This window comes from Streptomyces alanosinicus, assembly GCF_014650595.1.
Classification (GTDB): Bacteria; Actinomycetota; Actinomycetes; order Streptomycetales; family Streptomycetaceae; genus Streptomyces; species Streptomyces alanosinicus.
Genome location: NZ_BMVG01000011.1, coordinates 171,894 through 184,416, shown reverse-complemented (window position 1 = coordinate 184,416; position 12,523 = coordinate 171,894). Strand labels below are relative to the sequence as shown.

The window sequence follows — 12,523 nt, the reverse complement described above, 5'->3', positions numbered from 1 at the left end:
TGCAACATACCCCTTCGGACAGCCGGAACGCGATATTCCTCCACGCCTTAGTTCACGATCTGAGCTAAGCGGAGCCGGGGCCGCCCCGCGCCACGAGGGGCACGGGGCGGTCCATGAGGTGCCAGAGCGTGTGTGTGGCGCGGCTCAGCCCGCCGCGTACACGTCCTCGACATAACGCCCGTCCGTCACGAGCGAGTCGAGCCAGCGCTCGGCCGCCGCCTCGTCGCTGCCGGCGGTGCGTTCCCGGTACAGCGTGCGGAACGCCGCCCGGACGCCGGGGGCCATCCGGGCGCCGTCGCCGCAGACGTACACCCGGGCGCCGGCGTCCAGCAGTTCCCCGATCTCGTCGGCCTCGGCGGCGATGCGGTGCTGCACGAAGGCGGCGCCGTTCTCGGGGGCGGCGCTGAAGGCCGGGCGCAGCGAGACGGCGCCGGCCGCCTCGGCGGCCCGCAGCTCCCCGGCGTGCAGGAAGTCGGCGTCGGGGGCGTCACAGCCGAAGTACAGCACAGCGGGCGGAAGTTGGCGGCCCATGGCGCGGGCCGCGGCGCGGTCGGCGACGGCGCCGCGGAACGGGGCGAGTCCGGTGCCGGCGGCCACCATCACGACCGGCCCCGAGCCGTCGATCCGGAAGGCCTCGCGGCAGGGCTGGATCCGGGCGTGGATCGTGTCGCCGGCCCCGAGGGAGGCGAGGTGGCCGGATCCGGTGCCGCGGTAGCGGCCGCGGCCGGAGCGGGCGGGGGCGTCGAGGACGGAGACCATCAGGTCCGCGTGGCGCGGGTCGACGGCCGGCGAGGAGGAGACCGAGTAGTGGCGGGGCCGCAGCGGGGTCAGCACGTCGAGCAGCGCCGGCCAGTCGAGCGCGCCGCGCAGCGCGGGGTGGTCCTCGGCCAGTTCGACCAGGGTGCGCGGATCGTCACCGGTCAGGGCGGCGAGGGCGGCGCGCTCGGGCGGGCAGGGGTTGGCCTCGGCGAGCAGGGTCAGCTGGCGTGCCGTCGGATGCTCCTGCAACTCGACGTGGTGGGTGAGGAGTTGCCGTACAGACAGCGGGCGGTCCACGGCGAGATTGTCGCGCCGCGGGCGGGTGGCGCGGATGTCGAGCACGGCGTCGGGGTCGAGGCCGAACGCGGCGACGGCGCGGTCCACCAGCCGCGGTGCGTTGGCCGGCAGGACGGTCAGATGGTCGGCGGTGCGGTAGGTGACGCCCTCGGGCAGGGCGACGCGCAGGAACCGCTTGGTGCGCGGGTGGCCCGGCGCGGTCAGGTCGTACGCCTCGGTCACGGCCATCGGCACCAGCTCGTGCCGGGCGGCGAGGGCGTCCAGCGGGCCGTCGTCCAGCGTGCGGACCTCATAGGCGTGGGCGGGGTCGGCGGTGGTCTGCGGCGCGGCGTCGGGGTCGCCGTACTCCGTCAGCAGTGCGGTGCGCAGCCGGGCCGTGAACTCCCGGACGGCGCCGGTGAGATCGCCGGAGGCGTCGGCGGCGGCCCGGTCGGTCAGCCGGGTGGCGCCCAGTTCGGCGAGGCGGGCGTCGACGCGGGTGGGCACCTGCTGGTAGGTGGCGGCCCAGTTGCGGTCGCCGACGCCGAGGACGGCGTAGGTCACACCGGTCAGGTCGGGGGTGCCGTCGAGCCAGGCGGTGAAGGCGGTGGCGTCGTCGGTGGGGCGGCCGTTGTAGGAGGCGGCGGTGATGACGACGGGCCGGTCGGCGGGCAGTCCCTCCGCGTAGGCGTCCAGGGCCGCGACCTCGGTGGCGCAGCCCACGGCGGCGGCCTCGTCGGCGAGCTGGGCGGCGAAGGCACGGCAGGTGCCGTAGTTGCTGCCGTGCAGGAAGAGGGCGCTGGTGCCGGGCCGGACGCGGGCGGGGAGGGTGTCCGCGGCGGCCGTCGTTTCGGACGGGGCCACGGCGGCCCCGGGCAGCGGGGCGTGGACGCGGTCGGCGGGGGTGCGCGGGGTGAGCGTGAGGGTGAGGCCCTCGGGCTTGAGGGTGAGGGTCTCCTTCACGGTGAGCCGGTAGTCGGCGTCCTCGTGCAGCCGGTAGCGGTGGACCAGCATGGCGAGCAGCATGGTCGCCTCGTGCAACGCGAACTGCCGCCCGATGCAGGCGCGTTCACCGGTGCCGAACGGCTTGAAGGCGTGCACCGGGCGGGCCGCCTCGGCCTGTGCGGTGAACCGCTCGGGGTCGAACAGCTCCGGGTTGTCGCCCCACACCGGCTGCCGGTGCAGCATCGGGGCGACCACGGTGACGGCCTGGCCGGCCCGGAGCGGGATCCGGCCGCCGAGCAGGGTGTCCTTGCGGGCGTGCCGGCTGAAGGCGGCGGCCGTCGGCCACAGCCGGAGCGCCTCGTTGAGGACCTGCCGGGTGTAGGTGAGCCGGCCGATGTCGTCGTACGACGGCTCGGGGTCGGTCGCGTCGCCCCACAGCGCGTCGGCCTCGCGCTGCACCAGCCGGAGCACGGCCGGATGCTTGGCGAGGTAGTACAGGGCGAAGGACATCGCGCCGGAGGTCGTCTCATGGCCGGCGATCAGGAAGGTGATGACCTGGTTGCGGATGTTGGCCGCGTCCAGGGTGGTGCCGTCGGCGGGATGCGGCGCGCTCAGCATCAGTCCGAGCAGGTCCTCGGCGCCGCTCTGGTCGGTGCCGGCGCGGGAGGCGATGACCTCGTCCACGACCTGGGCGAGATAGCCGGCGTCCGTCCGGAAGGCCGCGTCGGCGGCGGAGTCGTCCTCGCCCGGGGTGCGGGCCAGGCGGTTCATGCTCCACTCCAGGCAGCGGACCATCGCCTCCACGAAGGGGTGCGGCTCGCTGCGGGCGAAGGAGCCGAAGTCGTAGCCGAACCCGGCCAGTCCGATGGTGTCGAGGGTCATCCGGGTCATGTCGTCGGGCACGTTCACGGCCCGCCCGTCCCGGGCCGCGTGGTCCCAGGAGCCGATGAGCCGGCGGGCCACCTGGAGCATCACCGGGTGGTAGGTGCGCATCGAGCCGAGCGCGAAGGCGGGCATCAGGATGTCGTGCGCCTTGGCCCAGTTGGGCTCGTCGTTGTACGCGGTGAACAGGCCGTCGGCGGCGAATTCCCGCACGTTCTCCAGGGCGGGCCCGATGTGCTTGGCGAACCGCTCCTCGTCAGCGAGGTCCGCGACCAGGTCGGCGTCGGCGACGAACAGCACGTCCCGGCCGTGCAGCCGGCGCACGAACACCGGTCCGTGGGCGCGCATCAGGCCCATGATCTGCTGCATGGGGGTGTGTCCGGGTCCGGTGGCGGTGATGTCCACGACGGGGACACCGGGCAGGGTTCCGGCCGGATCGGGGTGCAGTGCGGTGGGGGGCATGGCGCGACAACTGCCTTTCGCGGTAACGGAGCACTGGGTTCCAGGGTGGTGGACCCACGGGGCGCACCCGCTCCGGCGCACTACACCATCGTGCAGTCACATCTTGGTCGCGGGCCTTGCGCGGCCCCGGCGCCGGTGTCCTCGGGGCGTACGGTTTGCCGCTGACCTGGATCCACGTCTTGGATGAGAGGGTGACTCGATACTTCGGGAGGTGGCCGTGGACACGGGGCGGGCCGACGGGGTCGTATGGCGCAACCGGGCGCTGACGCTCTTCGACCGGGTGTCGGTGCCGGTCGCGGTGTGCGATGTGTACGGCCTGGTGGTGCTGGCCAATCCCGCGATGGCGGCCGAGTGCGGTACGACGCCGGGAGGGCTGCGCGGCCAGGACGTACTGGACCTGTTCCGCCCCGAGGAGTCGGGCCAGGTGGAGCGGATCGCCGAGGCGCTGCGGCTGCGGCACCGCTCCCGCTACCAGGTCTCGGTGCGCTGGCGGGCGCCCGACGGGACCGAACGCCTCGGGGAACTGACGGCGGACCCGGTCAGCGACAGCGTGGACGAGACCCCGGCCCTGCTGGTGATGCTGCGGGTGCACGGCGCGTCCCCGCCGCCGGGGCCGGAGCCGGTGCGGGTCACACCGGTGGAGGGCCGGGTGCTGGCCCTGCTGGCGGCCGGCGCCACCACGGCCGGCGCCGGCCGCGAACTGGGCCTGAGCAAGGACGGCGTCACCTACCACCTACGGCGCCTCTCGGCCCGCTGGCATGCGGCCAACCGCACCGAACTGGTGGCCCGCGCCTACGCGTTGGGGGTGCTGGCGCCGGGGGTGTGGCCACCGGAGGCGAGGACGGCCGACTCGCCGGGGTGAGGCCTGCCGTCCGCGGAAATCCATTGGCCCGCCCTTCCCATGGCTACGTAGGCTAGCCGTGAACCTAGACCCACTAGGTTCACGGCTGTGTACATGTTCACAGCCACGTATCCGGAAGGAATCCCCCCATGAGATCGCTCACCGAGCAGGACATCCGCAACTGCTTCGTCAACTGCTCCAAGGGCGAGGCCAAGCGGCTGACGGTCCCGCGGGACCTCGGCGAACGTCCATGGGACGACCTTGACTTCCTCGGCTGGCGGGATCCGGGCGCGCCCGACCGCAGCTATCTGGTCACGGTACGCGACGACCGGCCCGTGGGCGTGGCCCTGCGTTTCCAGACCGCGCGGCGGGGATTTCTGCACCGCAGCATGTGCTCGCTCTGTCTGACCACGCATCCCGGTGGCGGGGTGACGCTGATGGCGGCACGGAAAGCGGGCGTGGCGGGCCGCGAGGGCAACTCGGTGGGCCTGTACATGTGCACCGACCTGGCATGTTCGCTCTATGTGCGCGGCAGGAAGGTGCCGGAGTCCGGCAGCCGGTTCGAGGAGACCCTGACGGTCGAGGAGCAGATAGCCCGTACGACGGGCAATCTGTCGGCGTTCCTCGACAGGCTGTACATCTGACGCTCGGTGTTCGACGCGCCCGGGGAGCGGGAACAAGCCAAGGGATGCACGACGTACGCAAGGGGACCGCGGGGCTGCTGCGCCTGCTGGGGCGCCGCCGGGAGCCGGTGGTGGTCCAGACGCTGCGGTCGGCGACGGCGGCGACGATCGCCTATGTCATCGCCCTGCGGCTGAGCCCCGAGCCGGCGCCGCTCACCGCGCCCCTGACCGCGCTGCTGGTCGTCCAGGTGACCTTCTACGCCACCCTGACCAACGGCATCCGCCGGGTGAACTCGGTCGTGGCCGGGGTGCTGGTCGCGATCGTCTTCAGCGTGCTGGTGGGGCTGACGTGGTGGAGCCTCGCGCTGCTGATCGTGGCCTCGCTGACCGTCGGGCATCTGGTGCGGGTCGACGAGTACGTGGCCGAGGTGGCGATCAGCGCCATGCTGGTCCTCGGGGTCACCACCGTCGGCTTCACCGCCTGGGCGCGCATCGTGGAGACACTGATCGGCGCGGTGGTCGGGACGGCCTGCAATCTGCTGCTTCCGCCACCGGTGTGGGTGGACGAGGCGGGCCGCTCGATCGAGGACCTGGCCCGCCGGGTACGGCAGTTGATGCTGCGGATGGGTGAGGAGGCCGCGGGCCGGATCCCCTGGGAGCGGGCGGCCGAGCGGCTGCACGAGGCACGCCGGCTGGACCAGCACATCGCCCATGTGGACGCCTCGCTGCGGCAGGCCGAGGACAGCCTGCGGCTCAATCCGCGGGTCAGGGAGGGGCTGCTGCACCGGGTGGTGCTGCGCACGGGTCTGGACACGCTGGAGATCTGCACGGTGGTCCTCAGGGTGCTCGCCAGGTCCGTCACGGACCTGGCGAAGGCACGCGGGTCCGAGGACCTGTTCCCGCCCCGGGTCGGGGCCACCGTGGAGCAGCTGCTGTCGGAGATCGGTGACGCGGTGGTCAGCTTCGCGGTCCTGGTCACCACTCATCTGAGCGAGAACGCGGAGTCGGCGGAGGCGCGTCTGTCCGCCGAACTGCATACGGCGGCGGGCACCCGGGACCGGCTGGCGGAGCTGCTGCGGGAGGAGGTCGCCAAGGACTGGGCCAACTGGCAGCTGCTCGGTGCCGTGCTGACCGAGACGACCCGGATCGTCGACGAGCTGAACACCGAGCACCGTGCCCGGCGCCTGCTGGAGGAGCTGGACCGGGTCTCGCGCGAGCAGCGGGCGAAGCTGCCCCGGATGACCCGGCTGCGGGAACGGCTCGGGGTGCAGGAGGAGCTGTGGCGGAACCGTACGGGGCTCGGTGAGCGTTCTCGGTGAGGATGAACGTTCCCACGGACGGTGGGCGTTGCGATGCCGGAGCGACATGAGGGGGACGACCGGATGGCCGGTTCCGGAGTGCGGATCGACGGGAACACCCTGCAGTTGCCGGGCGGGGCGGCGGTGCGGTTCATCCGCACACTGCGGCTGCCGGAGACGGGCACGCATCCGCTGCCGCCGGGACTGGGCGAGTTCCCGGTCCGGCGGGTCGCGGACCACGCGGACACCGTTCCCGAGGAGTGGCGGGCGCGCGGTGGTGTGATGCTGCCGGTGTATCTGCGTGAGGCGATGTGGCTGAGCTTCACCGGCACGACGGAGCCGGCCGCCCTCCAGGTGGGCGTCGGCAAGGTGTGTGCGGTGTCCGGCCGGCCCTGGAGCGACCGGCTCGCCCGGGATCCGCAGAACTACGTGGTGCTGCCCCGCCAGCCCTGGCTGGACGGCATCAACTCCGGCAAGGGCACCGTCCGCCAGTTCGTCGCGGTGCCGCTGGGACTCGGGGCGACGGTGGAGGGCCAGGTCACCGGCGAGGAGGTGTGGGGCGGGGTGCAGCTCCAGTCGTTCGCGCTGCGCGAGCCCCTCCTCACACAGTGGCGCCGACGGGAGCAGGAGCTGGCCAGGGAGCGGGAGCGGTGCAGGGCCATGACGACCGGACCCGTGGGCGGGTACGGCGCGCCGATGGCGATGACGGCGTCCGCCCCGGGCGCGCCGCGGTTCGGCGGTGCCGCCATGGGTCTCGGCGTCGGCGGCACCATGCGCCAGGAGGTCTACCAGGACGACCGGCCGCCGACGGACTGGTCCGAGCAGCCCGCGGGTCGTGTGTTCGTGCACCTGGTCACCCCTCCCCAGTGGCGGCGCATCACCGGCGAGGCACCCCCGCCCTCGCCGGTCGACCGGGCGGCGTACACCAGCGCGGGACTGCCCTGGTACGACTACTACGACGCCGATGCCGGGGATCTGGCCCCCTCGGACACCCTGGAGGCGGTCAAGCCGGTCGGCGAGTGGCTCGGGGACGACCTGGACCCGTGGCAGCCGCCGTCCGCGGGCCAGGTGACCCCGCTGAAGGACGCGCCGGGCAGGCCGGTGGAGGACGGCGAGTGGTGACGCACGTCGGACGACGGCGCGTGATGGCGCGCGTTGCGTGATGCGCAACGTCCGTTGCCGTACTTGCCCTTGACCGCCCGCAGGGCCAAGGTGGCTGTCATGAGCGGGACGGTCGGCGACCTGAGGTGCGGTATGGACACGGAGGCGGAGTCGAGGGACCGGAGCTGGAGCAGACGCCGGTTCGTCGGGGCCGTGGCGGGCGCGGCGGCGGTGGTGACGGTGCCGACCCCGGTGGCCCCGCCGGCCGGTTCCGCGACGCCGGCCGACGCCCCGCGGGCCGCCGCACCGCCCCGCCGCCAGGCCGGCCCCCGGCCCCTCCACCTCGGCACCTACACCTCGGTCGACGGCGGCGGCACCGGCATCGGACTGGCCACCTACGACCCTGGGACCGGCCGGATCACCGGCTCCGGCACGCTCACCGGGGTCCCCGACCCGTCATATCTCGCGGTGCACCCGGACGGCCGCACGCTGTACGCGGTGGACGAGCGGCAGGACGGCGGTGTGAGCGCCGTACGCCTCGCCGACCGGCGGATCCTCGGCGCCCGCGGCACGGGCGGAGCGGGCCCCTGCCATCTGTCGGTGCACCCCGGCGGGCACTGGCTGCTGAGCGCCAACTACGGGTCGGGCAGTGTCGCCGTGCATCCGATCGACGCCTCGGGTGCCCTCGGCGAGCGCACCGACCTGGTCACGCACAGCAGCCCGGCGCCGGGTCCGGGGCAGGACGGGCCGCACGCGCACCAGTTCATCACCGCTCCCGACGGCGGTCATGTCCTCGCGGTCGATCTCGGCACGGACACGGTCTACAGCTACCGCCTCGACCAGGCGAAGGGCACCCTGACGGAGGTGGCGCAGGCGCACACCCGGCCCGGGGCGGGGCCGCGCCATCTGACTTTTCATCCGGGCGGCCGGCACGCCTATCTGGCCAATGAAGTGGACGACACGGTCGCCGTCTGCGCCTACGATCCCGGCACCGGCCGGCTGACGATCGGCGACCCGCAGTCCTCGGGCTCGGGCGGCGGCACCAACCACCCGGCGCAGTTCGCGGTGACGGCGGACGGCGGGTACGCGTTCCTGGCCAACCGGGGCGCCAACAGCATCGCGCGCTATGCGATCGAGGCCGACGGCGCCGGGCTGCGGCTGCTGGGCACGGTGCCGGTGGGCGGGGACTTCCCACGGCAGATCGCCCTCTCGCCGGACGGCGGGCTGCTGTTCGCGGCGAACCAGCGCTCGAGCACGGTCACCGTCTTCCAGGTGGACCCGGCGAGCGGTGAACTCCGGCCGGCCGGCGAGCCGTTCGCCTCACCCGTCGCCGTCTGCGCGCTGCCGCTGTAGGGCCCGGGGGCAGGCGGCCGCGCCGGCCTGGGCCAGCAGGGCGTGCATGCGCTCGGTGAGCTGGGCGACGTCGTCGGCGGGTGCGTGGAAGGGCAGGCGTACGTCGCCGTGGGCGCGGGTGCGCTCGATGCGCAGGGTCAGTCCGTGCCGGTCGACGGCGAGGGGCAGCACCCGGGTCACGGCGTGCAGGCTCTCCGGCCGGACGAGGCGGGTCAGCCGCTCCACGGCGTCCGGGTGGGCGTCGGCGAGGTGGGTGAGCAGCCGGGCCTCGGCCTCGGCGAGCGGGTCGGGCCGCGCGGCGGCGAACTCGCCGAGGTCGATGACCACGGCTCCGGAGGGCTGCCGCAGCACCACCCGCGTGGGCCGGAACAGCAGGGTGCCGCGGTCCGGGGCGAACCAGCCGGCGAGATAGAGCCGGGACCGGATCCGGCCGCGCACCGGCACGGGCGCCACGTCGGCGAACTCCAGTACGGCGGAGGGCTCTTGACGCGGGGCACAGACGGCCGCCGTGAGCAGGGCGCTGTCGTCGGGCACCGCCAGTCGTACGGCGCCGTCGTCGGTCACGGTGTGCGCGCCGACGTACTCCTCGCGTGCGCCGTCCGCGGTCACCGCACACGACCAGGCGGCGGCCAGCACCGAGCGTGCCCGTTCCGCCGCGCCGGGTGCGGCCGTCCAGTCCTGCGTGTCACCCATCCCGAGACCTCCTTAGGTAAGCCTTGCCTAACTTATCGGAGATCGGGGCGCACGCCAACCACCTCCCACCGGCGGCAGGAGTCAGACGATGACACCCAACAGCGCCCGCGCGCACAGGTCGCGCACCTGCTCGCGGGTCAACTCGCCCTCGCGCAGCCACTCCAGGCACACGGCCGTGGTGAAGGCGAGCCAGCCGCGCACGGCCAGCCGCACCTGCGGGGCACCCTCCAGGACGGGGCCGAGCTCGGGGTCGGCGGCCAGCGCGGCCAGGATCTGCCGCTCCTGGGCCGCCAGGGCCCGCTGATAGACCCGGCGTACGGCCTGGTCGCCGGCGGCGTCGGCGCGATGGAAGGCGCGGAAGCCGTGGGCATGGGCCTGGACGTAGCCGAGATAGGTGTCGAGGCCGGCGCCGAGCTGTTCGCGCACCGGCACACCGGGCACGGCCGCCGTCATGCGCAGCATCCGCTCGCTCTCGCGCTCGACGACCGCCGCGAAGAAGTCCCGCTTGGTCGGGAAGTAGTGGTACAGCAGCCCGCGGGAGACCCCGGCGATCTCGGCGACCCGCTCGATCCGGACGTCGTCGTAGGGGCTCTCCGAGAACAGCTTCGCCCCGACCGACAGCAACTGCTCACGGCGTTCCCCGGTGCTGAGTCTGCGCCGGGCACGCTCCCCCTGGTTCACGGGCATGGCGTCACTTTACTTGACGTGGATTCAACAAGCGGCCCAGACTGAAACCGGTTATTGAACCCACGTACAACACGGCGGGAGATCGGCGTCATGGCGCAGACGACGGAGACCACGCAGCGGACGGACCCGGGCCTGCCGAAGGGTTTCCGCAGCGCCGAGCAGGGCTGGCCCGAACTGCGCCGCATCCCGCATCCGCCGCGCCGGCTGCCGCTGCTCGGCGATGTGCTCGGCGTCGACCGGCGCACGCCCGTGCAGGACTCGATGCGCATCGCGCGCGAGCTGGGACCGGTCTTCCGGCGGCGGGCCTTCGGCAAGGAGTTCGTGTTCGTCTGGGGGGCGCGGCAGGCCGCGGACCTGGCCGACGAGTCCCGGTTCGCCAAGCATGTCGGTCTCGGCGTGGCCAATCTGCGGCCCGTCGCCGGGGACGGACTGTTCACCGCCTACAACCACGAGCCCAACTGGCAGCTGGCGCATGACGTCCTGGCGCCCGGCTTCAGCCGGGAGGCCATGGCCGGCTACCACGGCATGATGCTGGCGGTCGCCGGGCGGCTGACCGATCACTGGGACCGTGAGGCGGCGGCCGGGCGCACGGTGGACGTGCCCGGCGACATGACCAAACTGACCCTGGAGACGATCGCGCGGACCGGGTTCGGGCATGACTTCGGCTCCTTCGAGCGGGACCGGCCGCACCCCTTCGTCACCGCGATGGTCGGCACGCTCACCTACGCCCAGCGCCTGAACAGCGTGCCGACGCCGCTGGCCCCGCTGGTGCTGCGTGCCGCCGCCCGGCGCAACGCGGCCGACATGGCCCATCTCAACCGCACGGTCGACGACCTGGTCGCGGACCGGCGCCGCTCGGGCCGCGGGGACGGCGACCTCCTGGACCGGATGCTGGAGACGGCCCACCCGGAGACCGGCGAGAGACTGTCGGCGGAGAACGTCCGCAGGCAGGTGATCACGTTCCTGGTCGCGGGCCATGAGACCACCTCGGGCGCGCTGTCCTTCGCCCTGTACTACCTGGCCCGGCATCCCGAGATCGCCGCCCGCGCCCGCGCGGAGGTGGACCGGGTCTGGGGCGACACCGCCGAGCCCGGATACGACCAGGTCGCCAAGTTGCGTTACGTCCGCCGGGTGCTGGACGAGTCACTGCGGCTGTGGCCGACCGCCCCGGCCTTCGCCCGCGAGGCCCGGCACGACACCGTGCTCGCCGACGACCATCCGATGCTCCGGGGCGCCTGGGCGCTGGTGCTGACGCCGATGCTGCACCGCGACCCCGAGGTGTGGGGCGAAGGCGCCGAGCGGTTCGACCCGGACCGCTTCGACGCACAGGCCGTACGGTCCCGGCCCCCGCACACCTTCAAGCCGTTCGGTACCGGCGCACGGGCCTGCATCGGCCGCCAGTTCGCCCTGCACGAGGCCACCCTGGTCCTCGGCCTGCTGCTGCGCCGCTACGACCTGCACTCTGACCCGGCCTACTCGCTGAGCGTGACCGAACGTCTGACCGTGATGCCGGAGGGCTTGCGACTGGGGTTGGAACAACGCCGCCAAGGGGCGCGGGACTGCGCCGGACATGCGGCTACCGCCGCGCGGGCGCGACAAGCCACAACGGACCCACAGACGAACGAGGACACATCGCGGCACTCCCCCGTTGCCGCACCCCCGGCGGAACCAACGGTGTCAGCGTCCCGCTGCCCAGTGCACCGGCCGACTGACTGACTCCGGCAACCGGGTCCCGGCACTGCCCCGCGCAGCGTTCAGCTGGGGCTGAGTCAGGAAGAACGCCCCGGTGAGGTCCGCGTCGGTCAGGTCGGCGTCGCGCAGATCCGCGCCGATCATGTCCGCGTCGCGCAGATCGGCACCGGTGAGATCGGCGGCGATCAGATACGCGCCGCGCAGACTCGCCCCGCGCAGATCGGCGCCCCGCAGCCGGGCCCCGATGAGATCCGCGCCGCGCCGGTCCTTGCCCTTGCTCCCGGCCTTCCGCCCGCCCTTCCCGCCCGCACCGCCGCCGGCGCCTGCCCGGACCAGTTCGCTGGTCCGCAGCAGCAGCACATTGACCTGCCGGCGGTGCGCGTCCACATCCAGCTCGGCCAGTTCCCCGGGGCTCCGCAGGGTCAGCCGCTCGGTCTCCTGAAGCGCCCGCCGCAGGTCCGCATGGACGGGGCCGGCGGCGGACAGTCCGAGCGCCTCGGTCAGATACCACAGCAGCTCGTGCAATTGCCGCACCACCGGGAACACATCGAACATCCGGCGCGCGTGCTCCCCGGACCCCGTGCGCCAGTCCTGCCCGCCGAAGGTGATCTGCGAGACCTTCTGTCCGGCGCCGAAGCAGTCGTAGACCGTGCAGCCGGTGAACCCCTTCTTCCGCAGGTCGGCGTGAATGCCGCAGCGGTGGTCGCCCTGGAGGTTCGGGCACGGTTTCCCGGCCGGCTTGTTCAGCGCGAAGTCGGTGGAGGCGGCGAAGGGCAGGGCGACACAGCACAAGCCGAAGCACTGTGCACAGTCCCCGCGCAGTTCCACGCCGCCCCCGGCGCCCGCTGTCTGATCTGTCTGGTCTGGCTGGTCTGACACATACGACAGCCTACGGGCGCTGCGCGCGGCCC

At 73.2% G+C, this 12,523-nt stretch carries 10 protein-coding genes; 6 read left to right on the top strand and 4 right to left on the bottom strand.

Annotation, left to right across the window (positions count from 1 at the left end; all coding sequences use genetic code 11):
• Window positions 1-144 precede the first annotated feature (144 nt).
• On the bottom strand, window positions 145-3,324 hold the full coding sequence (locus IE277_RS23700) for a bifunctional cytochrome P450/NADPH--P450 reductase (protein WP_189955593.1): 3,180 nt from the start codon (window positions 3,322-3,324) through the stop codon (window positions 145-147).
• 217 nt (window positions 3,325-3,541) lie between these two features.
• Between IE277_RS23700 and IE277_RS23695 the strand changes: the two genes are divergently transcribed.
• The 5 genes from IE277_RS23695 to IE277_RS23675 all read left to right on the top strand — a co-directional run bounded on the left by IE277_RS23695 (window position 3,542) and on the right by IE277_RS23675 (window position 8,540).
• Window positions 3,542-4,186: a PAS domain-containing protein gene (locus IE277_RS23695; protein WP_189955682.1), complete on the top strand. Its 645-nt coding sequence runs from the start codon at window positions 3,542-3,544 to the stop codon at window positions 4,184-4,186.
• Window positions 4,187-4,314: 128 nt separating this feature from the next.
• Complete coding sequence (locus IE277_RS23690) at window positions 4,315-4,809, top strand: FBP domain-containing protein (RefSeq protein ID WP_189955591.1); 495 nt, start codon at window positions 4,315-4,317, stop codon at window positions 4,807-4,809.
• A 44-nt stretch (window positions 4,810-4,853) separates the two neighbouring features.
• Entirely contained in the window at window positions 4,854-6,107 is a 1,254-nt protein-coding gene (locus IE277_RS23685; RefSeq protein WP_189955589.1) for an FUSC family protein, read from the top strand.
• Between the two features lie 63 nt (window positions 6,108-6,170).
• Window positions 6,171-7,208: a hypothetical protein gene (locus IE277_RS23680; RefSeq protein ID WP_189955680.1), complete on the top strand. Its 1,038-nt coding sequence runs from the start codon at window positions 6,171-6,173 to the stop codon at window positions 7,206-7,208.
• Window positions 7,209-7,340: 132 nt separating this feature from the next.
• A complete protein-coding gene (locus IE277_RS23675; protein WP_189955678.1) occupies window positions 7,341-8,540 on the top strand; it encodes a lactonase family protein in 1,200 nt (399 codons plus the stop codon).
• Here the strand turns inward: IE277_RS23675 and IE277_RS23670 are convergent.
• Together IE277_RS23670 and IE277_RS23665 are read right to left on the bottom strand one after the other, a co-directional pair.
• Window positions 8,508-9,233, bottom strand: coding sequence for a DUF2470 domain-containing protein (locus IE277_RS23670; RefSeq protein ID WP_189955587.1), 726 nt, complete (start codon window positions 9,231-9,233; stop codon window positions 8,508-8,510). The genes IE277_RS23675 and IE277_RS23670 overlap by 33 nt on opposite strands.
• An 81-nt stretch (window positions 9,234-9,314) precedes the next feature.
• On the bottom strand, window positions 9,315-9,920 hold the full coding sequence (locus IE277_RS23665) for a TetR/AcrR family transcriptional regulator (protein WP_189955585.1): 606 nt from the start codon (window positions 9,918-9,920) through the stop codon (window positions 9,315-9,317).
• Window positions 9,921-10,010: 90 nt separating this feature from the next.
• Between IE277_RS23665 and IE277_RS23660 the strand changes: the two genes are divergently transcribed.
• Window positions 10,011-11,636, top strand: coding sequence for a cytochrome P450 (locus IE277_RS23660; RefSeq protein WP_189955583.1), 1,626 nt, complete (start codon window positions 10,011-10,013; stop codon window positions 11,634-11,636).
• On the opposite strand, the gene IE277_RS23655 is transcribed toward IE277_RS23660, so the two are convergent.
• Window positions 11,598-12,491, bottom strand: a complete 894-nt coding sequence (locus tag IE277_RS23655; RefSeq protein ID WP_229881926.1) for a pentapeptide repeat-containing protein — start codon at window positions 12,489-12,491, stop codon at window positions 11,598-11,600. The genes IE277_RS23660 and IE277_RS23655 overlap by 39 nt on opposite strands.
• Window positions 12,492-12,523 lie beyond the last annotated feature (32 nt).